Consider the following 24,847-nt stretch of genomic DNA (forward strand, 5'->3'; position numbering starts at 1 on the left):
GTGAAAAGCTAGAGTATACAGCTTGTAAACGCTTTTGATTGTGCTAATATGCCTTTTTTGATAAACTAATTAGTCATACCTTGCTCTTCAATGAACAATCTAATTAATCTATCGTTAAAGAGAATCATTTTTGACTGGAGGTACATAAATGCTTGGTAAAATAAGTAAGCTTATTCGCGAACGTCGTAGATCTTTGAACTTAACTATTGAACAGTTAGCTGAAAAATCTGGTGTTTCTGAAAGCTTTATCTCACGTATTGAGAGAGGCGAGGTTGATAACGTCAGGATAAAAAAGTTGAATGATATTGCGAATGCTTTGAATATGCAATTATCCGACTTTTTTACCGACTCAAACCTTTCTGATATCTATACGCTGGACTTGATTAAATATCTTTCCAACTTACCAGAAGACGAGCGAAAGAGAGTTTCTGAAGTACTCTTGAAAGTTATCAATCTATAATTCATATTTAGCTACGATCAATCCAGCAATTTCTTCAATTGAGTACTCTCGGTAATGCTTTTTGTAAAAATCCGCTATATCTATTGTCTTATTGGGAAGATTTAGTGTTAAAACATTGAAATTACGGTAATCGATAGCTTTAGTACTACGATTATAGATTTCAAATTTTAAATCCTGTAAAGTTTTTAAGTTATCTAATAGTTTTGTATTATTCATTTTTAATCCCCCTTGATTAAAAATAATCCCTATACATCTTTTAGAATAACGTACAGTTTAATTTTTGAAAACGTTTTTAGAAATAAATTTAATAAAAATAGGACTTCTTAGCTTGGCAATCTGCCAGTTAAGAAGTCCTATTTGTTTTTTATTAGTTATTGAAAAACTGAGTTAATATTAAGAACGCTATTCCACCGACAATAATTCCAATTCCAACGATGAAAAAGTTCCAAAGGCCTAAAACACCAAAAATTATCAACAAAATTCCGATAAATGGATGGCGCAACAACGCTGCTCCCGTTTTGATCAATAACCAAATCATTACCAGAATTGCCACCCCGATTGCAATTAAGAGTGGTGCTGAACTAGATGTACTAGTTGCCATTAATGTGAACATTTCATTCCTCCTTATGATGCTAGATTATAGCATTAGTAATTGAAGGAAGTATGAAAAAAAGCATTATTTCTTGATTAATACTTTGTTCAAAATATTATACATGATAAAAGATAGATAAAAGCCAGCCGCATAACAGATCAGGGTTATTTCTAATACTGCCAGCAAGACACTTTTGGAAGAAAACTCATTGACTAAATAAACAAAAATACCGGCGATTAAAAGTATGCTACCTAATCCCAATAGATATTTATGTACATGAACAAAAAAAACATCACTACCACTAGGCTTATGCAATTCTTCGTTCTTGAATTGACTAATAATCTCTCTAATTGCTGTATCTTCACTCTTACCTAATGACTTCTGATCGGTAACATAATCCACCATCATAGTCTTGATTTCCATTTTTTCATCATCAGAAATATCCAGATCATGAACAAATTGATCAATGGACTCGTAAGTTTTGTACAACGGATTGATTCTTAAATGATCAATATAATTGATTATCGACCAAAATGCTGCCAACATAATCGCAAACATATAACCGACAACAAAAATAGATTCCGTTTGTCGAGGATCAATAACACTATCCAAATAGTAACAGATGAAGAATAGAATCATTGATATCACCAAAATTGTTTTATAACTAATTTGTTTAATCGAAAAATAATTCATCGCATTCACCTCACATAAACCTTTGAACAACTTCAGACAATGATTGAAAGTCTCGCTTCATACCGTCTAATTGCTTGATGCCTTGATCCATAATATGATAGTATTTTCGTTTACCGCCGTGGGTCTTTTCTCCCCAATATGCTTCAATACATCCCTGCTTTTCTAATCGCTTCAAAGCCAAATACAAAGTTGCTTCTTGAATTTCAAACGTCTCATCAGATTTATCAGTTATATTCTTAGAAATCTGATAACCATAATTATCTTCTTCCTTGAGAACCGATAAGATCAGTAAATCTATCGTCCCTTTCAACATTTCTTTATTCATTAGGCCAAATCCTCTTAAGTTCCATTATTACTTCTATTTTACAGAACACTGGCACTAATTACTAATAAAGCTCCATTTAAAAATCTTATTTTCAAATTTATAAATTACTTTTAGAAACCTATTTAACATTATTGAATCGAATAGATAAATATAACTAATAATACTAATAATCGTTCCAATTGATGCACCAACAAAAACATCCACTGGATAATGAACACCGACGAATATTCTAGATAGGCCAACTATCAATGCTAAGACTGGAAATAAATAGCGTACTTTTGACTTAGTATAAATAAAAAATATAATCATAATACTAAAAAACACAATTGTGTGGTCACTAGGAAAACTATTACCAAGGTTCTTAGATATCAACTGATGAACATTCGACCAGACTGCAAAAGGTTGGCGATGATAGTAAATTCTCCCAGCAATCAATTTGCCCACTAACTCCGAAATGAGACAGGATATTACACTGACTGACAACATTTGCCTGAATTGAAAATCATTTTGTTTAACAAACCACAGACAAATCATAACCACTGCCAAAATATAAACTGTATATTTGGCGGTAAAAACTCCAATGGTATCCAATAGGTCAGACTTAGTTGCTAGATCATTGACTGACCTGAATAAAAAAGCATCCATTTTAAAACCTCTACTTAATATTATTGAGTATTTGATTAAACTATAATATAAAGTAATGTACTCAATAATACAAGGTACTTTTACAAATAAAAAACTGTGAATATTATTATTTCACAGTTTCATTGCTATAATTACTCTAATAAGTAAAGGAGATTTTATTAATGAAGGCACTAGTCGTTCCGTCATCAACCGCTAAAGAAATCAGCAATATCAAACTAATTGATATGGATAAACCTGTAATTAATAATGATGAAGTCATGATAAGGGTCCATGCTTTGGGACTAAATCCCGTCGACTACAAACTTGTTAAAGGACATAACACTGCATGGAATTATCCGCACATCATTGGATTAGATGCAGCTGGTGAAGTAGTTACAGTTGGATCGAATAATCCGAAAAAGTTTCAAATTGGTGAACGGGTATTTTTCCACAGTGACTTATCAAAAAACGGCGTCTTTGCTGAATTCGCCAAATCAAAATACAATGTCGTTGCCAGAATTCCTAACAACGTTAAATACGAAGAAGCTACAGCAGTTCTATGCAGTGGACTGACTGCATATCAAGCAATTTTTAGAAAAATGAGCTTAGCTGGCAAAAAAACAATTCTAATTCATGCGGGTGCTGGTGGCGTTGGAACTATCGCTATTCAATTAGCGAAAATTGCTGGATTAACGGTCATAACCACAGTCTCGGAATATAAGAAGAACATCGTAAAAACTTTAGGTGCCGACCATATAATTGACTATCGACATGAAAATATCGATAACCGTATCAATGAAATAACAGATGGTAATGGTGTAGATTTAATCATTAATGACATTGGTAATCCTGAAGCTGACCTACCTCGCCTGGCATACAATGGTGGCTTGATCTGTATCTTGAATACTCCAAACATTGCTAATTATGATCTTTCATCCAATGGACAGAGCATAATGTCATTAAATCTTGGTGGCGTACATCAATCCGGATATTCTTACCAATTGGATGATCTTGCTACCATGGCAGAATCCTTGGTCAAACTTATCTTTAACAAACAACTTGATCCGGTAATTACTAAAGTGATAAATTTCGAAGACATTCCTGCAGGTTTAAATGAGCTTAGTGAGCATAAGACTGTCGGTAAAATTGTTGCAACAATATAAAAAAGGCAAAGTCTTAAAATCAAGACCTTGCCTTTCATATGAAGCTTTGTAGTTTAGACTACAAGGCTTTTTCTCTGTTTTGAATTTGTTCAATTGCTTTTAACAATCTTGCAATATCATCACGATAAACTTCACCGATATTACCAATACGGAAAGTTGGTACTTGAGAAATTTTACCAGGATAAATTACGAAACCAGCTTCTTTTAATTCATTGTAAAATTCTTGGAAATCAAAATCATCAGTTGGATAAATGAAAGATGTGATAATTGGTGATTGCCATTTTTCATCGATCAATAACTTGAAACCAAGATGTTCCATACCAGAAGCCAATTGTTTTTGATTAGATTGGTATCTCTTATAGCGTCTTTGCAAACCACCTTCAAGTTTCAATTCTTCTAGTGCTTGAGCAAAGGCGTGAACAACGTGCGTTGCGAAGTAAAACGCCACTTACCGTTATTCTTTTCCATTTCATTGTATTGGTCATATAGATCAAGTGACAATGTTCTGGCAATACCTGCAGTTGTTTCTAGAATTGACTTCTTAGCAATTACAAAGGCAAATCCAGGAACGCCTTGAATACATTTGTTGGTGCTGCTGATCAAGAAATCAATATTGATACCACTGACATCAATTGGAATACCCCCAAAACTACTCATGGCATCCACAATAGTAACAATACCTTTTTCATGAACCCAAGGAACGATGTCTTCGATAGGATTCAAAATACCAGTTGTCGTTTCACAATGAATCATCGCAAAGTGTGTGATTTCAGGATGATTTTCGATTGTCGATTTAACATCGGATAAGAGCACTGGACTTTGTTCATCTACGACTAAATCAATATGATTGATGCCGTACACATCAGCCATTTGACCAATTCGCTTACCATAAGCACCGTTCATAGCGATTAACAATGTTCCTGAGTCAGGAATAACTGAACTAATAACTGATTCTACACCATATGTACCACTACCCTGGATTGGCACTGCAGTATATTTAGAAGGATTAACATCTGCCAATGCTAAAAGCGATTGGCGGATAGATTGAGTAATTTTTTTGTAATCATCATCCCATGTACAATAATCAAATTCCATCGCTTTTTTAACGGTAGAACTTGTAGTTAGTGGCCCCGGTGTTAGTAATAAATACTTATTATCCATTAGTTACCTCCTCAGATGCATTGAGTGTTTCAATCACATCTGGCAATTCAGACATATTATTAATAATTAAATCAGCACCTTCGTTTTCAAAGGTTGTACGAACTTCTCGACGTTTAAGAATCTTTTCATCTTCTGTAAGTCGGTCATATTCTGCTTCTGATAATCCCATCAAACTACTACCTTCAATGATTCCTACAGTAATAACTCCGGCATTCTTTCCTTCTTGAATGTCGACCACTGTATCACCAATTTTCATGACACTTTGCAATTCATTAATACTAAATTGCGAAAGAATTGTCTTGATCATAGCAGGTGAAGGACGGCCTTGACCTGCCACATCTTCAGATGTAACTACTAATTCAGGTAAATACCCTAATTTAGCAGCACTATCACGGACAATATTCATCATTTCCAATGTATATCCAGTTGTAGTAGCAACACGAATATGATGTGCTGTTAGATATTGAAATGCATCTAAAACTCCTGGTTTCAATTCCGTAGAGATCTTAAGATGATTGATCAATGATTCTTGGAATAAGCCGTATACATTCTCTCTGTCGTCTTCACTAGGAAGGCGATTGTATACTTCTTTCCATTGTTCACTGATTCTAGGCATAGCTAGGATCTTACCAATGTGATCCCACTTAGCTATTCCCATATCAATTCTTATCTCTGAATCCAGAACATTGATACCGGCACGATCAAATGCCTTCTTAAAAGCAATAACTGGAGCCAAACTGCCGTAGTCCACAGTTGTTCCTGCCCAATCAAAAATTACTGTCTTAATCATAAAATTATCCTCTCAACCTACTTAGCGATGTAAGCTTTTCTTAGTTTAACGGCAATGAATTCTAATAGAATTGTCACTGCAATTATCAAGTAAACAATCATCCCTACTTCATGGAAATCGAAACTCATCCCACTGGCAACAAATAGTTGATAACCAATACCACCAGCACCAGCAGCTGCACCCACAGCAACTGCATTAGCAAAGTTGATTTCCAAACGAATGAACGTCCATGACACTAACGATGCAATAATCGTTGGCCAAATTGCTTGAAATACAATAACCCAAAACTTACTACCTGTGACTTTTAATGCCTCAATAGTTGATTGGTCGATTTCTTCAATACTCTCTGAGTATGCTTTTGTTAAATAAGCAATACTATGAAAACTCAAACCTAGAACGGCTGCATTAGTACCCAGACCACAGACAATCGAGAAAATTAATACCCAGATGATCGTTGGAATGGCACGAATGACCGCCATAAAAATTCTAATACTGCTACCTAACCATGCATTTGTTAAATTCTTTGAAGCCATTACGGCTAAAACAAAACCAACAACTGCACCAATCACTGTTGTCATAATTGATAGCAATAAACTGATACCCAATGCTTGTAAAAGAACAACCATTCCATCACTACCCGCGCTAGGTTGTAGAAACATTTGATTCAAAGTCATCATTAGACCTCTAAAAGCTTCGCCAACTCTGACATTAGCAGAGTTCAAGTGTGTCAATGTATAACCCGTAATCAGTAGTAAAGATGTAATCACACCAATAATCATGTATCTAGACAAACTAGGATTACGTAATTTTATTTTTCGCGGTTGTGGTGACTTGGGTTGCATAACCAATCTATCATCGCTATTCGAAATCATAAGATAACCTTTCTGATTTGATTCGATAATACTTCCAATGCAATTACAACGATAATAATAGATAGAACCGTCATACCTGCAGCGTCAAATCGAAAACTTTTGTAATATATATCAAAAACAAATCCGATACCGGTACCAGTTAAAATACCAACCAAGGTTGCGTCACGAACATTGTTCTCGATCATATATAAAATCCAGCTAATTAAACTGGGCATTATTTGTGGTAGAACTGCTTGAAAAATAACTTGGAAATAACTCGCACCAGTTGCTTTTAAAGCCAGCATTGTTTCACTGGCCTCGTCTTCAATTATTTCCATAAAAGCACGAATCAGATAACCAACTGACATCAATAGCAAGGCTAAGAAACCAGTGAAATCACTTTGCTTGAATGAGAATAATAAAATCATTGCCCATGCAACCAGTGGGATATTTCTAAAGAATGAGGCAATACCACGAACTATGGTTTGCACCAAACTACTACCACCGGTTACTTTTGAACCTAATATTGCCACTAAAATAGCGATCAACGATGCAACAACAGTTGAAGCAATTGCAAGCATTACTGTACCGATCAACTTCTGCCAAATACTTGGTAGGAAATGAACCGAATTAGCAGTAGGTTTGAAATTAACTCCTAGCCAGGAGAAGGCCTTAGGAATAGCGGCAATTCCACCAACTCCATCAAATTTCAAGATCCAACTACTTAATAAATAAATACTTCCAATAAGTACGATAGTTCCTGTCTGTTTCCAATGTTTTCGAGCTAAATAGTTTACAGGTGTTTGCATTAATTAAGCTCCTCAGTAACGTTTTGATCATACAATGTCTCCAATATTTCTTCAGATAACATATCTGAATCTTCATCAAAAACCATTTTTCCGTGACGAATACCAATAATTCGATCGGCATAATCCTTGGCTAAACCGATTTGATGCAAGTTAGCAATACAGATAATATTGAACTCCGTCGTCAAATCCTTTAGAAGCTGCATAACTGTCTGTGAAGATGCTGGATCAAGTGAAGCAATCGGTTCATCACAAAGAATAACTTTTGGATGTTGAATCAGTGATCTAGCGATACCAACACGTTGCTTTTGACCACCACTTAATTCTGAACAACGTCTCAAAGCAAATTCCTCAAGCCCAACTTTTTCTAACAAAGTCATTGCTTCTTGTTTTTCTGCTTCAGTGTAGCGACCAAACATCCCTGCAAGAGTCGACTTGTATCCTAGACGTCCATGTAAAACATTTTCAATTACAGTTAAACGTTCAACAAGATTGTAATTTTGGAAAACCATTCCAATCTGTCTGCGATAACCACGTAATTGTGTCTTATTAGCTGTCCGGAGATCACCACCGTCAAGTAAAATTTGACCGCCATCATCCTTGATCAATTGATTCAAACTGCGTAGAATCGTGGTCTTACCAGCACCAGAAGGGCCGATAATTGCAACAAATGTTCCTGGCTCGACGGAAAAATTGATATCAGTCAACGCCGGTTTATCCTTTTGATAGCTCTTCTCTAAATGTTTTACCTCTAGCATAGTTTGTCCCCTTATTTACCAACTAATTCGTGAGTTGGTTTGTACCAATCATCGTTAACTGGAAGAAGTGTTGTTTTAGCACTCTTCTTTTGCCATAGAGTAGGATTCTTTGTTCCTTCTTTAGCAAATAGTTTTGGATTATCTGTTACATCTTTTGATGTGAAACGTTTTTGGATAGCTTTTTGATCTTTTTCGCTTAGTGATTCTGTATTAACTACGAATGGTCCATTTTGAACTGGAAGAACTGAAATGTTGATCATTTCTTTACCCTTGAAGTCTGCGAATGGTGCATCGGCATCGTCTTTAACTTTGAATGTTGAACCAACCTTATCGTAACTACCATCTGAAACTTCTAGGAATGGTGCTAAATCAATATCATCAAATGCAGCAACATCTGCGTCACCCTTTAGCAAGTTGATTGCTGAACCAGGATGCGAACTACCATAAAGAACTTTATCGAAGAACTTGCCACCTTCTGATAGCTTGTCCTTATCTGCTAACTTGAAGTGCTTTTGGATCTCATCAGTTGGAACTGCGAAACCTGATGTTGAACTAGCTGAAACGAATGAAATCTTTTCACCCTTGATCTTATCAATATTGTATTTGCCGTCTTTCATGTATGAAGCAGCTTTTTCTTTTGGAACCATTAAGTATGAACGGTAACTTGCACCCTTAGTTGTTCCATCTTCACCAGATTGTAGTAAGAATGGAAGAACTTTTTTGTTTTGTGCATGAGCTTGAATATAGCCATCAGCCCCCATGAATGCTAATTGAGCTTTACCTGAAGCAATTGCTTCGATTGCAACGTTGTAATCTGTTGTAGTTTGAATATCTACTTCTTTACCTGTTGCTTCGTGAATTTGTTTCTTCATTTCATCACGTGAAGCAGTGAAGTTCTTAGCAGATTCGTTTGGATAGAATACTACCGAGATCTTACCTGAATCTTTCTTTGCACTGGCAGAGTTTTGACTGGAACAACCAGTTAGAACACCGACAAGCAATAACATTAACCCTAAACAAACTGTTATAAATCGCCCTTTTTTCATTAAGGAATACCCAACTTTCTCTTTCTTTTTTTGAACAAATCTAGCTTAACAAAGGAATGTATACGTTCTATATATTTAATGTAAAGATTGTATAGTTATGTAAGGAAATTCTTTACTGAAAATTTACAATGTAAAGATTGCTTTTATGTAAGCTTTATCCATCATGAATATATCAATTATTTCAATAAATTTAACAATCAATTTATTTATAAATTTTCAAAGATAGTGAACTATATCTCAATGCAAATGGTTGACTTGAACCCCACTTCAACGTGTATCCTGAAAGCGTAATCAAAAATTGGAGGAATTTATTTATGGCCTACAAAACAATCAATCCATTTAATAATGAAGTCGTAAAAGAATACGACAACGCAACTAAAGAAGATATAAACAAGACACTTGAAATCGATGATAAGCTCTACCATCAATTCAAAAAGCAACCTATCTCTGAGCGAGCAGCAATCTTACACAAAATTGCTGACCTGATGAGAAAAAATGAGGATGACCTTGCCAAGACGATGGTCTTAGATATGGGGAAATTAATCGGTGAAGCCAAGGGTGAAGTTGAGCTTTGTGCTCTGATTGCCGACTATTTTGCTGACAACGCAGAAAACTTACTTAAACCAACACCAATCAAATCCGGTGCTGGAGATGCTTGGGTCGAAAAACAATCTACCGGTACAATTATGATGGTGGAACCATGGAACTTCCCTTACTACCAGATCATGCGTGTCTTTGCACCTAACTTTATGGTCGGTAATCCGATGATTTTAAAACACGCTTCTAATACTCCGGGATCAGCTGTCGCCTTTGAAAAGGTCGTCAATGATGCCGGCGCACCTGAAGGTAGTTTGACCAATTTGTTCCTATCATACGATCAAGTTTCAGATATCATCGCCGATGATCGGATTCAAGGTGTCGCCTTAACGGGATCAGAACGTGGTGGACAATCAGTTAATAAAGTAGCCGGTGAAAACTTGAAGAAATCAACTATGGAGCTTGGTGGAACCGACGCCTTCATCGTTACTAGTGATGCCGATATCGATCAAGTTATGAGTGTAGCTGCTAAAGCTAGAATCTACAACGCTGGTCAAGTATGCACATCTTCAAAACGATTCATTGTTGCTGATAATCTATACAACGAGTTCGTCGACCGCCTAACCAAGAAGTTTGCTGAATTCAAGCCTGGTGATCCAATGGATCCCACTACTACATTGGCTCCAATGTCTTCAGCTAGGGCCAAAGATAAGCTGACTGAGCAAGTAAACGAGGCTGTCAAAGCTGGTGCCAAAGTTCAATTCGGCAACAAGCCGATCGATCTCCCCGGACAATTCTTCATGCCAACGATCCTAACCGATATAGATAGTAAGAATCCGGCCTACTCTAAGGAAATGTTTGGGCCAGTTGCACAAGTCTACAAAGCAGCTAGTGATGAAGAAGCTATCGACATCGCCAATGACTCTAACTACGGCCTAGGTGGTATCGTCTTCTCTGGTAGCAAAGAACATGGTGCTGAAGTTGCTAAACAAATCGAAACCGGTATGGTTTTTGTTAACACCTTCATGTTCACACTTCCAGAACTACCATTTGGCGGCGTTAAAAAATCTGGATTCGGTCGCGAAATGAGCAGTCTCGGACTAGAAGCATTCGTCAACGAAAAACTTATCGTTGCCGTTGATAAACCTGATTTAAACAATTTAGCTGGTGGATTATTCTAATTCATCCAAAAAAAGCCACTCCAATTGGAATGGCTTTTGTTATATCCTCTTAAAATAGTCTTCGATAATAAAATCAATGTCATCTTGATCTTCATAACCAAAATCACCAGTATATTCTCTAACTTCAGATACCAGATTAACAACACTATCTATGCTGACCTCTCTGTCCTTAGCGTTATTAAAAATAATATCATGATGCTCTAGAAATCTAACTGCTGATAATCTTACATGATCATTCATACATTCATGCTCAATGTCAAAGAAGCAATCATCAATAAACACTTCTTCCGGATATCCATATTCGTTTTCCCAACCAGGATTCTTGAATTCACCATTGAAAAAGTCGTATTCAATCTGTCGCGGAATATCTGGATAGTCGTTCAACATAGCCTCGTAGCCGCGCAATACCAAATAATCGTGAATATATTCATGCACTTCACCAAAATAGATCCAACCTACCGGCTTACCAACAAATTCAGCAATTGCTTTGACTGTCAGATTAGTAGGGATGCGTCGACAAGCAATATATTCTCGCAAGTCGTTTGACATCAAACCTGTTTTATCAGCTAATTCTGAAAGTAGGAGATTTTTTTCAGCTAATATTTTTTCGATCTGTACACCAATTTTTTCTAATTGAATTTCCATAATATTATCAAACATAATAAAAAACCTTTCTTGTCATTAAAGTTTATAAGAATTTACTCTATAAACTAAAATACGTGAAAGGTTTGTTTTTTTACTTAAGAAATTAAAACTCCGACACTTAAGAATACCAAGATCAAAAGAACTATCATCAATAATAGCTTCATGACAAACTTGATCCACTTATCAAAACCAATGTTTACCATTGATAACGATACTAAGATCAAACCTGTTGGAGCAATCAATCCGATCAAGCCTTGTCCCCAGTTATAAGCATCAATGATCAAAGCACGGTCGATACCAACAACGTCGGCTAGTGGTGCCATGATAGGCATTGATAGCACAGCAAGTCCTGATGATGATTGAATGAAGAATCCTAGAATGATATAGACGAAGAACAATACACAGATGAAGAGAATATTGTTCATGCCACTGATTTGGTTACTGAAGTAGTTCATGATCGTATCACTTACGTAACTATTCTCCATTACAATACCAACTGAACGTGCCAAACCAACGGTCAAGGCAACACCCAATAGGTCTGCTGCACCAGAAACGAAGCTCTGAACGAACTTCTTCTCACCTAGTCCTGCGACAAACACTAGGACATAAGTTACAGCTAAGAAGACCACAGCGATTTCTGTGAAGTACCAACCAAGTTGTTGAACTCCCCAGATCATTACAACAAACCCTAAAGCAAAAATAATCAATGAAAGTTTTTGACGAAGTGTGAAGACCTTTTCTTCGGTCATCTCTTCATCTAAGAATTGCTCACGATCAGCTTCCATTTGATCCGCAACTAATGAGTTGGCTGGATCCTTACGAACTTTTTCACCATATCTGATCGTATAAACAATTGAAAGGCCAACTGCAGCGACCCACATCAAAACTCTCAGCGGCATACCATCAGTGAAAGTAATACCAGCTGCATTCGACGCAATAACGGTCGAGAATGGGTTAATTGTCGAACTCATCGTACCAATGGCAGTTCCCAGATAAACTGTCGCAATTGCGGTCAGCGTATCATATCCTGCCAGCAAGAATATTGGGATAAGGATCGGGTAAAACGCAATTGTTTCTTCGGCCAATCCAAAGGTCGTACCTCCCAAAGCAATCAGTGACATAACGATAATAATCAGCCACTTCTGCTTACCATTCAAAACCTCCGACAGACGCTTCATACCAGCATCCATCGCTCCGGTGGCATTAACGATTCCGATAACCCCACCTAAAATAAGAATAAAGACAATAATATCAACACTATCAACAATACCTTGAACTTGCGAAGTTAGGAATTGATTGATAGTTCCAAAGACGCCACGCTTCGGTTTTTTGATCCCTTCATAAGAATTAGGAATCGCCGCCGGACGGTAAATCGTACCGTCCTTAAACTTAGACAGCTTGATGTTGATCTTGTACTTATCAAGTGTCTTCTTAGTTGCAGGCTCTTCTTTAGTCTTCCCCTTTGGATTGGTAATAACAAAGGCATTACTCTCGGAACTGTATTCAAGTGTTGAATACTTACCCGAAGGTATGAAGAAAGTTAAAGCCTGAACTGCGATTAAAACAATGACTATGACCGTATAGGCCGACGGAAAGGCGTGCTTTTTCTTTTTCGTAGTAGCCATGATTTAATACCCCTTTTTCAAAATTTGACTAAACAGATTTAGTCCCATTTAAGAGTATATCATAGGTCATGCAAGCCTTTACATAGATATTGTGAATTATTTATCTTTAGAAACAACAAAATTACGAATAAATTTATACCGCTTACTGCGACTTGAAGAATAAAAATATCCAAAGATACTGAAGAAAATTGCACCAATCAAATTAACAAACAAATCCTTCATTGTATCGATCAGTCCAATGTCCAAATAACCGTTTTTGATTACAATGTTTTTATCATCTGAAGTATGAATCGTTGTGCGGTCAATATTACTAACATGTTTAACTGTATTAGGCCGCTTAGTCAATTCAACACTATTAACTTTTTGGACGATTCGATCTTTCTGCATGTCAGTATTCAGCCACTGATCAGCTGTGAACTCGCCGAATTCCCACATCACACCAATCGTCATCGAAAAGCAAAATGAAGTCAAAGCAATAAAAATTGGCGTCAATCTAATTGAGCCCATTCCTTCATTCAGTAAATATATGGACGAGAAGCCAACTCCGGCTGCCAAGAAGCCATTCAGAGTGTGCAACCCTGTATCCCAAAAAGGTAAATAACCATAAAAATCACTAAGTTCTCCTAAAATTGTTGAACTGAAAACAAAGGAAATAATTACAAATTCTAAAATATCTGGAATCATGATCTTGAATTGATTCTCAATAATTGCCGGAATCTCAAAAAGGACCAGAGTTAAAATGACGATGAACATCTCATTACCACGTCCCATGGCCGCTTCACTGATCAACATCCCTATAGCGATCAGTCGATACAAAATATAAATAAATTTTACAAACTTACTAGCATCATTCGTCGATCTTCCTAGAAAATTGACTACCTTCATCCCACCACCCCAATTCTTGGTAACATTATTTCAATCGAAAACTGTTGTTGATCCAATTCAGCTTTCATTGATCCATTCATATTCTCAATCAAACGTTTGGAGACGTACAGTCCCAATCCACTGGATTCAGTGTTAGTTCTAGTTTGGTTTTCCGTATAAAACCTATCAAAAACTTTTTCAATAGACACCCTACTACCGGGTTTAATATCGTTAGTTATTCTCAAAACACCCATTTTATCTTTAATCTCATAGTCAACGTTCACTCGTTCATATGCGTAGCGTAAAATATTTTGAATGACATTTTGAATGACTCGATTTATTAATACTTTATCCGCCATAACAGTGATATTAGGTGTATCTTCAGCAAACTCAATATTCAGACCATCTTTTTCGAAGCTATCAAAAAAATTCAAAAAGTTATCCTGGACGATTTCACTTAAAGATATTTTATCCAAATTCATTCCCTTTTGGTTGATATCGATCCTAGTCAAATCATAAAACTGATTAGTCATCTCAATCAGCTTAGAAACTGATTGTTCAATAATACTTATGTATTGCGACTTTTTATCCACATCAGTTGTCGTCCTCAACAATTGAACGTATCCATCAATCGCCGTTAATGGTGTACGTAAATCATGAGATAACCCTGTAATAGATAACTGTAGATTCTCTTCAGCACGCTTGATCTGAATATTTTCTGATTCATACTTATCGATCATTGAATTAAGTTCATCAACTAATCCAATTAAGTTTTTTTCCCGGAAATCAACAAAAAACCGACTGCCATATTTGGACTTAGTCGGCATTTTATTTACTTCAATAGATAATTTATGAATTTGTTTTTTTAATAGCAAAATATATACAAGTAAAATTGAAACCAACAGAATTGATATAAAACTAATTACTATCATTGGAAGATTCTCCTTCCAGTTTGAATCCAATTCCCCAAACGGTACTGATATAATTATCACCAAATTTATTGAGCTTCGAACGAAGATTGCTAATATGAACGTTCACGGTCTTATCATTCTCCAAATAAGGTTCTTGCCAAACGCTCTCGTACAAATTTGAACGACTGAATACCTTATGAGGATTACGGATAAGTAACGTCAAAATACTAAATTCATGCGATGTTAAATGTATTCTTTTTCCCGAAACCAGTACCTCTCTGGTATCCAAATCTACCGAGATGGTTCGATAGTCAATTGTTTCCGAATGTGTAACTCCCAAGGAATTGTGTCGTAATTGAATTTCAATTCTAGCCACCAATTCTTTCAGATCAAACGGCTTAGTTATATAGTCATCGGCTCCATGCGTTAACAGATCAAGCTTTGATTCTTGATCAACTTTGGCCGAAACAGCAATGACTGGCACATTCGTCGTTTTTCTGATTTTGCGGATCAATTCTTCACCTGACATACCCGGCAGCATCAAATCAAGTAAGATGACATCAATTTGGTTTTGTTCAAATAAAAGCAGACCTTCAGTCCCTGAATAAGCATCAACAATATTGAAATCATGAACTTCAAGAGCTTCTTTCATGAGGGAATGGACTGCCATATCGTCTTCAATTATTAATATATTTGTCATCTTAACTCCTTTTATCTATTTAATGTCTGCTTTGTAAAAACTCCAACAACCAATAATAGTAGAAATAATAATCGTTATAATACTAACAAATATCATCTTGGGAAATTCATCGATTACATTCGGAAGAGCAAAATCTTTGTAGATCAAAAAACTTTCTGCAAACCACCAAGTCATTTCTTTTAGCGAATCAAATTGTTGAAAAAAGCCTGGTAAAAATCCCATTCCAATTGTAAAAAGAAAAGTCCAAATAATACCTAAGCTAATCGATCTAACAATGAAATTAATTGCTACATAAATTGAGATAACAGAGAATATCAATAAAGAGACCGTCAAAGACAATTTCCAAAAATACAAACTATAATTATCAATTCCTGCAATATCACCAAATCCAAAATACATGTCAAACATAACAATACTCAATGCTGTAATTATAACAGTTGAAATTAATGTTAAACAGAACGTCACTAATAACTTAGTCATGTAGTACTTGATGCGGCTGACTCCCAACGATAATGCATTTCTGATTGTTCCATTTTGGAACTCTTCTCCGATATACAAACTTATGAAGGCACCAAAAATTATTAATACTACTAAAAAGCTCTTCACTGGCATCAGCACTCCGGTAGCACCATTCACAACGATATCTGCTTTTTGGACTAATTTGCCCTGATAATTATTTTTGCTAATAGTATTCAATAATTGAAAAATCGGCAAAAAGGTAATTATCAACAAACTTACCCACATTTTTTTGCTTCGAAATAACTTAACTTTATCTGCCATTAATAAATTAGACATTATTTACCCCCTGTAATATTCATAAAGTAATCTTCCAACTTCTGATTTGCAGTACCGATCTTATAGACATCAATATTATTCATCACAAGTTGTTTATTTATTTGTGCCACTTGTTCTAGATCAGAATAAATTCTAATTTCATCCTTATTTGAGACTTCATAGTCTCCTATTCCCATTTCATCCAAAATAGTAACTGCCCTTTCGAGATCATTAACACGTATCTCGATGTACTGTTGACTCTTTTGGAGTAATTCCTCCTTAGATAGTTCCTGAACTATCTTGCCGTGGTGCAAAATCCCGTAGTCTGTAGCTACTTGCGAAAGTTCATCTAAAATATGGCTTGAAATCAAGACTGTCAAACCTTTTTCTCGGACCAATTTCTTGATTATCTCTCTTATTTCAATAATTCCGGCTGGGTCCAAGCCATTCGTTGGCTCATCCAAAATCAAAAATTCTGGATTACTTATCAATGTCATTGCAATCGTCAATCTCTGACGCATTCCCAAAGAAAAGTTTTTTACTTTCTTTTTTCCGGTAGCTTGCAAATTCATTAACTCCAGCAGATGTTTGATCTCACCATTACCAACACCAGCATTGGCTGCTTGAACCTTCATGTTATCTTGTGCATTCAATTCAGGATAAAGAGCCGGAGTCTCGATTGATTGACCAATCTTTCTTCTAGCAGCTTGTACCGCTCTCGCTTCACTCTTCCCAAAAAGCTCGATCATACCGCCATCATCATGAGTCAATCCCATAATAATGCGCATAAAAGTCGATTTACCCGCTCCGTTAACACCAATTAATCCGTAAATCATCCCTCGTTTGATTTCCAGAGACATTCCATCCAGAACTTTATGCTGACCGTATTTTTTTACAAGACTGTTAACTTTCAAAATAGTTTCTGTCATAATTTACTTCCTCATTTCATTACTTATATAGTAATCTGCAAAAGTAAATTAACCGACCAGAAAGTATAAAAAAAGTGTAAAGAAAAAACATTCACTATTTACTAGCGAATGTTTTATATTACCAGTTGCCAAGTAACACCAAACTTATCAGTTACCCAAGTGGCTCTTTCATATTCACATACCGGCTCCGGACCCATAACAATCGTTCCATCCTTAGACAATGCCTCGAATAATTCATCAAACTCCGATTCGGAACTACATTCGACCATCAAAGAAAACGACCAATTAAGATCAGGTGCCTTTTTGTCATGTTTCATATCCAAAAAATTAACGTCTATGCCATCAATGTTCAATACTCCTTGAAATGTCTTAGTCCCATCATCGTCAAACTTGTCCATTTGAGTAATTTCGGCATTTGGAATGATCTCCGCATAATAGCGCATCGCTGCTTCAGAATTACCATTCAAAGTAATAAATGGTGTAATAGATTTCATCTGAAAGACCTCCCATTTTTCAAAGAGAATAACATATTTTTTCGGAGAAGCTTTACTAAAACGGACTACAAATTTATTTATAATATAGTTATTACTAGCCAAATATACAGGCAAGATGATACTCTATCATTACTAAAAAATTATGATAACGATTAGGAGATGACTCATGAAAATAACTATTCAGAAAGAATTACTACAACTATTATCTTCAAATGTAGAACCAAAAATCAGTATTATTCTTCCAATTCATCCCGAAAATCCTCAAGTTGAAAACAATATTTTAACATACAAAAACTTACTTAAAGATGTAAAAAAAGACCTCGAGTTAAACTACTCTCGTCGCGATTGGAGTAACGTAGTTTCCAAACTCGAAAACTTGATCCTCGATCGCAATTTGTGGAATTCTTCCAATCAATCATTATTGATTTTTGCCAATAACGAAGACCTTCAAATTTGTGAATTAAATCATGCTGTTCAACCAAAGGCACATGTCGGCAGCACATTCTTGATTCAAGACTTATTCAGTCAAGAAGAGCTATCCAACAAGCCACAATATATCATTAACTTAAGCCGTGATCGAATCAATGTGATCGATATTGCCAGTCTCAAAGCTATTGAATTTGCAGAAATCCACACAAGCTTTTCAGATTATTATTCTGACTTCGATGCTAACTCAAACTTAAACACAGGTTCATACGGCGGACTGAATGGTTCGTATCACGGACACCGGACAAAGTCAGAAGAACAACAAAAGGATCAATTGATCTACTACCGCTACTTAGATAGAGAATTATCCAAGATGCACAAGGAACAAGGATTCAACTTTATTATTGCCGGATTACCTGAAATCCTTGATAACTATCTCAACAGTTACGGTAATTCCTCATATATCTACGACGTGATCCATGGTTCAGTGATCAATATCTCGCAACGTGATTTGGCCAATAAAATTGAAGAAATTTTCCACGATCAGAAATTGATCAAGGCTCAGTCATTGATGAAAGAATACAATCAGGCTGACCGTCAGGACAAGGTCTTGAATGACGTTGACAGCATTGCACATGCGTTAAATAATGAACGCGTAAAATCACTTATTTCATTTAACAGTGGCGATTCTTACTCTGTCGATCAAAACAAATTAATGCTTCAGGCGGCATTAAATAAAATTCATTGTCGTGTGATTGAAACTACTGAAAAGTCTGATTTACCAACAATCAGTGCCATCGTTTATTAAATAAAACTGTTACTGAAATCATTCAGTAACAGTTTTTTTGTGTTTATTCGTTGACAATCATTCGGTACCGAACTATAATCGTTTTTGAAATAAAGGTTCGGTACCGAATCAATTTTAATAATAGAAATGAGGAATTCAATATGAGTACATTAACAGATGATTTGATGAAACAATTACACTTTATCAGTGAGGCTAGTAATAACTTCATGCATCAGAATAAACAACGACTATCCGGCCAACAACGAGTGCTAGCCATTCTGCGTCTAGAAGATGGATTGAGCCAACGTTACCTAACAGAACTGTTAGACTTACGTCCCAGTTCAGTTGCGGAACTATTAAAAAAACTAGAAACAAACGGTGACATTACTCGTAAAGAAGACGATAACGACAAACGTACTAAGTTGGTTTATCTAACTGAAGCCGGTCGTAAAAAGGCCGACAAAAATGCATCCCTTAAAGATGAAGATTATAGTGAAACATTCTTTTCCGGTCTAAATGAAGATGAAAAGCAATCATTCAGTGATAACTTGACCAAAATTGCTAACGGTTGGGACGACGACTTCAAGCAACAAGCTGACAAATTCGTTGACCCAATGGATCGCATGCAACAAATGCAAAAAGTTCACGAAACAATGATGGAGAAGTTCGGCAACCAGTGGCAAGATATGTCGCCTGAGGATATGCGCCATCAAATGCATAAAGAAATGCGTAAAGCCATGAAGAATGGTGACATCCCTGAAGGTTACGGTATGGGAATGGGATTCATGCCTGGTATGATGGGCCGAAATTGTGGCCATCGTGGTCATGGACACCGCAGACCTAACAATTTTAGATTTTAATTTTTGATAATTTAGAGGATATTAATAATGCACAGTGAAGCAACTATGAGACAAGACTTGCCGCGTCCAAAGGGTAATCTTAAACTCAAAGAATTTTTACAATTGATCAACAGTGTTAACCCCAAAAAAGGTATTTTTGTACTAGGACTACTGTTAAGTTTGGTTACTAGTGGAGCTAGCCTAGTCGTACCTCAGTTAACCAAAGGACTAGTTGATACCAGTCAATTAACCAGAATCGATGGTAAAATGCTGGCAGTCTTACTATTGGCCTTTGCCATTCAACTTGGATTTGGAACCATCGGCGGATTCCTTCTACGATATGTTGGAGAAAGTGCCGTTAAAACATTGCGCGAGAAACTCTGGAATCACCTATTAAAACTTCCTGTCAATTACTTCGACGATCACAAGTCAGGTGAAAGCAGCTCGCGGCTGGTCAATGATACTTCAGTTATCAAAGATCTTGTGACTTCTCAATTCCCCAATTTCATTACTGGTGGAATTCAACTAGTCGGCTCAATGATCATCTTATTTTTAATGGATTGGAAAATGGCCGCAATCATGTTCAGCGCTGTGCCAATATTTATCTTGATACTGCTACCAGTCGGCCGAATCTTATCAAAACTTGGTCGTCAACTTCAGGCAGCTACAGCTGACTTCAATGCTGATGCTAGCGAGAAACTATCTGAAGTCCGTTTGATCAAATCAAGCAATGGTGAAGAATTTGAAAAAACAACAGGTAGTGGCTTCATCAATAATATCTTCTCTTTAGGTGTTAAAGATGCCAAGGTTGAGGCCGTCCTCCAACCAATTATGATGACTGCAATGTTAGGAATCTTTGTCGGTATTCTAGGTTACGGAGCTGTTAGGGTTCAAGCTGGAACTATGACCAGTGGTGCTTTAGTTGCCTTCCTGCTATATCTATTCAATATTATTGCTCCCGTGACTAGTTTTGCGACTTTCTTCTCTCAAGTTCAAAAAGCCATGGGATCAACTGAGCGTCTTCAAGAGATTCTTAATACTGAACTAGAGCCAATTGATGGTGCTGATCTTAATGTTGAAGGTGAAACCATCAAGGCTAATAACCTATCATTCAGCTATGAATCGGATCATCCTATTTTGACTAATGTTTCATTTGAAGCCAAACCCAATACAGTTATTGCGTTTGCTGGACCAAGTGGCGGTGGTAAATCAACTCTGTTCTCACTTCTAGAGCGATTTTACACTCCTACTAGTGGTCAGATAATGATTGGCGATCATAATGTTGAAAGTACCAACGTAGCCAATTGGCGATCACAGATCGGCTACGTCTCACAGGACAGTGCCGTCTTTGCCGGAACGATCCGCGATAATCTTCAATATGGATTAGACAAAACACTGACCGATGAACAACTGTGGCATGGATTGGAACTAGCCTACGCTGACAAATTCGTCAAAGAATTCCCTGAACAATTGAATACTCAAATAGGTGAACGCGGTGTTAAGTTATCCGGTGGTCAAAAACAACGAATTGCCATCGCCCGTGCCTTCTTACGTGATCCTAAAATTCTAATGTTAGATGAAGCAACTGCCAGTCTAGATTCTGAATCTGAGGAAAAAGTTCAACGTGCACTGGAACAATTAATGATTGGTCGAACAACCTTAGTTATAGCCCATCGACTATCCACTATCGTAGGTGCTGATCAGATTTACTTCATAGAACACGGTCAAGTAACTGGTCACGGAACGCATGCCGAACTAATCGCCAACCACGAACTATACGCACAATATGTAAATGAACAAATGGTCAACTAAAAATAACCTGCCAAAATTGGCAGGTTATTTATTTTTCTAAACTGTTAATAATTTGCTTTTTATAATCCAAAAACGCTGCTGATAACAAAAAGTTATCCACTTTCTTAGACTCATTATCAATTTCAATACTATCAAAACTATCAACTTGGCTTCCTTTCAAGACGTAAACACGATCTGAAAGTTTTATTGCCTCATCAATATCGTGAGTAATAAACAAAGTCGTTAGTCCAAGATTTCTGTGAATCTTCAAATACCATGATTGTATCTCTGACTTCGTGAACGTGTCTAACGCACTAAATGGTTCGTCCAGCAGAATCAAATTGGCAGAAAATAAGTAAGTTCTCAACAGTGCGATTCGTTGGCGCATCCCCCCAGACAGTTCGTCCGGATATGATTTTCTCACCATCTCAAAGCCAAAGTCTTTTAATAGCTCACCTGCTTGGATCAGAGCTTGCTTCTTTTTGCATCCTTTTAGCAACAGTGGCAATGCCACGTTCTGCTCAACCGTTTTATACGGTAGCAACAAGTCTTTTTGCAGCATATAGGAAACATTACCAGGACGGTTCAAAATCGACTCACCATCCAAGTATACTTCCCCCTGGATAGGGTCTAACAATCCAGCAATAATATTGAACAGAGTCGACTTACCAACTCCACTAGGACCTACGATACTGACGATCTCATGCTCATCGACGTAAAAACTCAAATCATTCAGTATTTTCTTATATTCAAAGCTCTTTGAAATATGCTCTACTACTAGTTTTGGCATGCAGTTACTCCGGTAAGTACTTATCAGTAAAGCCAGTATTATTCGGAATCTTATTCTTAACTAACTTGTTCTCGCCTAACCAATCATAGAAGGCATTCCAACGTTGTGGATCAATGTAACCCCAACGTGACTGTTCAGCCTTATATTGCTTCGAGATCCAAGCTTGGCTGGCTTGAACTAACTTATCATTCAATTCTGGAACTTGCTTCACTAAGATATCAGCGGCAGCTTTAGGATGATCAACTGAATAATCATATCCTTGCGCTGTAGCCTTAAGGAACTTCTTTGCTGTAGCTGGATCTTTTTTCAAGAATGAATCGTTTGAGATAATAACTGGCGTGTAATAATCAAAGGTTGAATTCAAATCTTTGAAATAGAAGTAGTCTACTGGTACCTTTTGCTGCTTGGCAGAGATGCCGCCCCAACCATAGAAGACCCAAATTGCATCAGCTTGCTTCTCTTTAAGTGCCTTAGGTTCATCCACAATATTATTAGGGATCATCTTCAACTTGCTATAATCCCCACCATCTTGTTCCATAACGTTCTTGATCATAGCTTTTTCGATCGGTGAATCCCAAGTGGCATACGTCTTACCCTCTAAGCCCTTAGGACGCTCGATGCCATCACCCTGGCGTGACATAATGCCTGAGGTATTGTGTTGCATGATAGCCGCTACAGCCGTGATAGGTAATGGTTTCTTGGAAGCATAATTAGCTGCCAAAGTATCTTGGGCTGAAATACCAAAGTCCGCCTTACCACTGGCCACGATTGAACTAGCATCGCCATCTGAAGGTTGGACAATTTTTACATCCAAACCTTGCTTCTTAAAGTAACCCTTTTGCTTAGCCACGTATAATCCAGTGTGGTTTGTATTAGGTGTCCAATCGAGTACGATCGTTACTTTCTTCAGATCCTTAGCAGATTGTTTTGAATCTGCCTTATTACTACATCCCGCAAATATTGTAAAGATACTTAAAACTAATAATATTTTCCACTTTAACTTCATGTCGTTCCCCCCGTAATTTAATCCCTTTTCCAAGGCATACTATATTTTTCGATAACATTAACCACCGCAACCAATAACAGACTAATGATTGAAATCAAGAATATCACTGCAAACATCTTGTCAAAATCATACGACTTGCGAACCCGTGTCATATAAACACCTAATCCGACGAAGCCACCCAGCCATTCTGAAATCACTGCTCCGATAACTGCATAGGTAACGGCGATTCGTAATGCTGAAAAGAAATCTCCCAAACTCGCTGGTAGCTTGATCTGAGTAAAAATTTGGAATTGATTTGCACCCATTGATCGCAATAACCGTATTTCATCCGCATCAACGGATGAAAATCCGTTCAACATAGCCACCGATACTGGAAAAAATATCGTGATAACGATCAAGACTACTTTCGGCATAATTCCAAATCCAAACCAAATCGTTAATAACGGTGCAATTGCTACTGTCGGCACTGTTTGAGTCAAGACTAGTACTGGATACAGTGCATCCTTGACGTTCTTAAAATGATCCATGAATATTGCTGCTACAATTCCTAAACTGACACCTGAAACTAGACCCATTACCGCTTCTACCAAAGTAATTTTGGCATGGAACATCAGCAAGTGAAAATCACTGATGAATGCTTCCACCACTTGTAACGGTGACGGGAGCATAAAATCTGGTACTAGTTTGAAAAAACTCGCTGACTGCCAAATGACAATTACTAAAACTACTGAAAGAATTGAGTAAGCATTAATGTTGGTGCTTCTTCGTTTTCTTTTCAATACTCAAAACTTCCCCTTCTGGTTTGTACACAACTTTGATATAAGCCGAAACACTTGGTGCACCAGCTTTGATTGCGATAATCTGGCATTGCTTAACAATTTCCATCAACTCGTCGTAATCACCTTCGATCGAAGTCTCGAAAGCTCCAACTTGATAATTCAGACCTGTGCTGGCGATATAAGCAATAACTTCATCCACTATACCGATTAAGCTCTCTTCATCCTTAGCGCTTGGTAAAACTTGAATTGCTACACTAGCTTCCATCTTGATTCCCCATTTCAATTATTTATAAAAAAAGACACTTCCCCAGAATAGAGAAATGCCGAATTCGTCAATTAAATGACTCGCTCCCTACGCTGGTATTGGCCAACAGGTTCAAAGGGTCAGGTTATACCTTCTCAACGCATACGCGTTCCCCTGCAAAATATTGTATTGCTCCTAAAATGATGTACTTGTGATATATCTGCTGCTTTAGGACTCCCACAGATTACAGGATGAA

Annotated in this window: 28 protein-coding genes, 1 pseudogene and 1 riboswitch; of the genes and pseudogenes, 6 read left to right on the forward strand and 23 right to left on the reverse strand. The window is 36.9% G+C overall.

Features of this window, described 5'->3' with window-relative positions; translation table 11 throughout:
- The first annotated feature begins 148 nt into the window (after positions 1-148).
- The gene (locus JCM14932_RS04305) at positions 149-460 is read left to right on the forward strand and encodes a helix-turn-helix domain-containing protein (protein ID WP_025023797.1); all 312 of its coding nucleotides are present in this window, start codon (positions 149-151) and stop codon (positions 458-460) included.
- On the opposite strand, the gene JCM14932_RS04310 is transcribed toward JCM14932_RS04305, so the two are convergent.
- The 5 genes from JCM14932_RS04310 to JCM14932_RS04330 all read right to left on the reverse strand — a co-directional run bounded on the left by JCM14932_RS04310 (position 455) and on the right by JCM14932_RS04330 (position 2,715).
- Entirely contained in the window at positions 455-676 is a 222-nt protein-coding gene (locus JCM14932_RS04310; protein ID WP_025023798.1) for a hypothetical protein, read from the reverse strand. The genes JCM14932_RS04305 and JCM14932_RS04310 overlap by 6 nt on opposite strands.
- A gap of 151 nt (positions 677-827) precedes the next feature.
- Positions 828-1,073 (reverse strand): hypothetical protein, encoded by a 246-nt coding sequence (locus JCM14932_RS04315; protein ID WP_025023799.1) that lies wholly within the window; start codon positions 1,071-1,073, stop codon positions 828-830.
- A gap of 63 nt (positions 1,074-1,136) precedes the next feature.
- Positions 1,137-1,745, reverse strand: a complete 609-nt coding sequence (locus JCM14932_RS04320; protein ID WP_025023800.1) for a hypothetical protein — start codon at positions 1,743-1,745, stop codon at positions 1,137-1,139.
- Positions 1,746-1,755: 10 nt separating this feature from the next.
- On the reverse strand, positions 1,756-2,070 hold the full coding sequence (locus tag JCM14932_RS04325) for a PadR family transcriptional regulator (protein WP_025023801.1): 315 nt from the start codon (positions 2,068-2,070) through the stop codon (positions 1,756-1,758).
- A gap of 54 nt (positions 2,071-2,124) precedes the next feature.
- A complete protein-coding gene (locus JCM14932_RS04330) occupies positions 2,125-2,715 on the reverse strand; it encodes a phosphatase PAP2 family protein (RefSeq protein ID WP_051528060.1) in 591 nt (196 codons plus the stop codon).
- Between the two features lie 161 nt (positions 2,716-2,876).
- Between JCM14932_RS04330 and JCM14932_RS04335 the strand changes: the two genes are divergently transcribed.
- Complete coding sequence (locus tag JCM14932_RS04335) at positions 2,877-3,857, forward strand: zinc-binding dehydrogenase (protein ID WP_025023803.1); 981 nt, start codon at positions 2,877-2,879, stop codon at positions 3,855-3,857.
- Positions 3,858-3,915: 58 nt separating this feature from the next.
- Here JCM14932_RS04335 and phnW read toward each other — a convergent pair.
- The 6 genes and pseudogenes from phnW to JCM14932_RS04365 form a co-directional block, all read right to left on the reverse strand.
- Positions 3,916-5,018: pseudogene (phnW, locus tag JCM14932_RS14490) on the reverse strand (2-aminoethylphosphonate--pyruvate transaminase).
- Positions 5,011-5,808 (reverse strand): phosphonoacetaldehyde hydrolase, encoded by a 798-nt coding sequence (gene phnX, locus JCM14932_RS04345; RefSeq protein WP_025023804.1) that lies wholly within the window; start codon positions 5,806-5,808, stop codon positions 5,011-5,013. The pseudogene phnW and the gene phnX overlap by 8 nt, the downstream one beginning before the upstream one ends.
- A 17-nt stretch (positions 5,809-5,825) precedes the next feature.
- Positions 5,826-6,680, reverse strand: coding sequence for a PhnE/PtxC family ABC transporter permease (locus JCM14932_RS04350; RefSeq protein ID WP_025023805.1), 855 nt, complete (start codon positions 6,678-6,680; stop codon positions 5,826-5,828).
- On the reverse strand, positions 6,677-7,468 hold the full coding sequence (locus JCM14932_RS04355) for a PhnE/PtxC family ABC transporter permease (protein ID WP_025023806.1): 792 nt from the start codon (positions 7,466-7,468) through the stop codon (positions 6,677-6,679). Before JCM14932_RS04355 ends, JCM14932_RS04350 begins: the two co-directional genes overlap by 4 nt.
- A complete protein-coding gene (gene phnC / locus JCM14932_RS04360) occupies positions 7,468-8,223 on the reverse strand; it encodes a phosphonate ABC transporter ATP-binding protein (RefSeq protein WP_025023807.1) in 756 nt (251 codons plus the stop codon). Before phnC ends, JCM14932_RS04355 begins: the two co-directional genes overlap by 1 nt.
- An 11-nt stretch (positions 8,224-8,234) precedes the next feature.
- A complete protein-coding gene (locus tag JCM14932_RS04365; RefSeq protein WP_025023808.1) occupies positions 8,235-9,269 on the reverse strand; it encodes a phosphate/phosphite/phosphonate ABC transporter substrate-binding protein in 1,035 nt (344 codons plus the stop codon).
- Between the two features lie 314 nt (positions 9,270-9,583).
- Between JCM14932_RS04365 and JCM14932_RS04370 the strand changes: the two genes are divergently transcribed.
- Positions 9,584-10,987 (forward strand): NAD-dependent succinate-semialdehyde dehydrogenase, encoded by a 1,404-nt coding sequence (locus tag JCM14932_RS04370; RefSeq protein WP_025023809.1) that lies wholly within the window; start codon positions 9,584-9,586, stop codon positions 10,985-10,987.
- 39 nt (positions 10,988-11,026) lie between these two features.
- On the opposite strand, the gene JCM14932_RS14495 is transcribed toward JCM14932_RS04370, so the two are convergent.
- From JCM14932_RS14495 to JCM14932_RS04410, 8 genes are all read right to left on the reverse strand, one after another.
- Positions 11,027-11,647, reverse strand: a complete 621-nt coding sequence (locus JCM14932_RS14495) for a helix-turn-helix domain-containing protein (RefSeq protein WP_025023810.1) — start codon at positions 11,645-11,647, stop codon at positions 11,027-11,029.
- Between the two features lie 80 nt (positions 11,648-11,727).
- Positions 11,728-13,257, reverse strand: a complete 1,530-nt coding sequence (locus JCM14932_RS04380; protein ID WP_025023811.1) for a YfcC family protein — start codon at positions 13,255-13,257, stop codon at positions 11,728-11,730.
- A 96-nt stretch (positions 13,258-13,353) separates the two neighbouring features.
- Positions 13,354-14,142, reverse strand: coding sequence for a DUF2238 domain-containing protein (locus tag JCM14932_RS04385; protein ID WP_025023812.1), 789 nt, complete (start codon positions 14,140-14,142; stop codon positions 13,354-13,356).
- Complete coding sequence (locus JCM14932_RS04390; protein ID WP_025023813.1) at positions 14,139-15,053, reverse strand: sensor histidine kinase; 915 nt, start codon at positions 15,051-15,053, stop codon at positions 14,139-14,141. The genes JCM14932_RS04385 and JCM14932_RS04390 overlap by 4 nt, the downstream gene beginning before the upstream one ends.
- Complete coding sequence (locus JCM14932_RS04395; protein ID WP_025023814.1) at positions 15,040-15,732, reverse strand: response regulator transcription factor; 693 nt, start codon at positions 15,730-15,732, stop codon at positions 15,040-15,042. The genes JCM14932_RS04390 and JCM14932_RS04395 overlap by 14 nt, the downstream gene beginning before the upstream one ends.
- 15 nt (positions 15,733-15,747) lie before the next feature.
- Entirely contained in the window at positions 15,748-16,527 is a 780-nt protein-coding gene (locus JCM14932_RS04400; protein ID WP_025023815.1) for an ABC transporter permease, read from the reverse strand.
- A complete protein-coding gene (locus JCM14932_RS04405; protein WP_025023816.1) occupies positions 16,527-17,435 on the reverse strand; it encodes an ATP-binding cassette domain-containing protein in 909 nt (302 codons plus the stop codon). The genes JCM14932_RS04400 and JCM14932_RS04405 overlap by 1 nt, the downstream gene beginning before the upstream one ends.
- Positions 17,436-17,548: 113 nt before the next feature.
- Positions 17,549-17,929: a VOC family protein gene (locus JCM14932_RS04410; protein ID WP_025023817.1), complete on the reverse strand. Its 381-nt coding sequence runs from the start codon at positions 17,927-17,929 to the stop codon at positions 17,549-17,551.
- A 166-nt stretch (positions 17,930-18,095) separates the two neighbouring features.
- On the opposite strand from JCM14932_RS04410, the gene JCM14932_RS04415 reads away from it, so the two are divergent.
- The 3 genes from JCM14932_RS04415 to JCM14932_RS04425 all read left to right on the forward strand — a co-directional run bounded on the left by JCM14932_RS04415 (position 18,096) and on the right by JCM14932_RS04425 (position 21,793).
- Positions 18,096-19,163, forward strand: coding sequence for a baeRF8 domain-containing protein (locus JCM14932_RS04415; protein WP_025023818.1), 1,068 nt, complete (start codon positions 18,096-18,098; stop codon positions 19,161-19,163).
- 140 nt (positions 19,164-19,303) lie between these two features.
- Positions 19,304-20,002, forward strand: a complete 699-nt coding sequence (locus tag JCM14932_RS04420; protein ID WP_025023819.1) for a MarR family winged helix-turn-helix transcriptional regulator — start codon at positions 19,304-19,306, stop codon at positions 20,000-20,002.
- A gap of 27 nt (positions 20,003-20,029) precedes the next feature.
- Positions 20,030-21,793 (forward strand): ABC transporter ATP-binding protein, encoded by a 1,764-nt coding sequence (locus JCM14932_RS04425; RefSeq protein ID WP_025023820.1) that lies wholly within the window; start codon positions 20,030-20,032, stop codon positions 21,791-21,793.
- 28 nt (positions 21,794-21,821) lie between these two features.
- On the opposite strand, the gene JCM14932_RS04430 is transcribed toward JCM14932_RS04425, so the two are convergent.
- The 4 genes from JCM14932_RS04430 to JCM14932_RS04445 are packed head-to-tail and all read right to left on the reverse strand — an operon-like array spanning position 21,822 to position 24,612.
- Positions 21,822-22,562, reverse strand: coding sequence for an ABC transporter ATP-binding protein (locus tag JCM14932_RS04430; RefSeq protein WP_025023821.1), 741 nt, complete (start codon positions 22,560-22,562; stop codon positions 21,822-21,824).
- Positions 22,563-22,566: 4 nt separating this feature from the next.
- Entirely contained in the window at positions 22,567-23,568 is a 1,002-nt protein-coding gene (locus JCM14932_RS04435; RefSeq protein ID WP_025023822.1) for an ABC transporter substrate-binding protein, read from the reverse strand.
- A gap of 17 nt (positions 23,569-23,585) precedes the next feature.
- Positions 23,586-24,347, reverse strand: a complete 762-nt coding sequence (locus JCM14932_RS04440) for an ABC transporter permease (protein ID WP_025023823.1) — start codon at positions 24,345-24,347, stop codon at positions 23,586-23,588.
- Positions 24,316-24,612 (reverse strand): thiamine-binding protein, encoded by a 297-nt coding sequence (locus JCM14932_RS04445; RefSeq protein ID WP_025023824.1) that lies wholly within the window; start codon positions 24,610-24,612, stop codon positions 24,316-24,318. Before JCM14932_RS04445 ends, JCM14932_RS04440 begins: the two co-directional genes overlap by 32 nt.
- Positions 24,613-24,679: 67 nt before the next feature.
- Positions 24,680-24,777, reverse strand: a riboswitch (TPP riboswitch).
- Between the last annotated feature and the right edge of the window lie 70 nt (positions 24,778-24,847).

Source organism: Companilactobacillus nodensis DSM 19682 = JCM 14932 = NBRC 107160, assembly GCF_000615905.1.
Classification (GTDB): Bacteria; Bacillota; Bacilli; order Lactobacillales; family Lactobacillaceae; genus Companilactobacillus; species Companilactobacillus nodensis.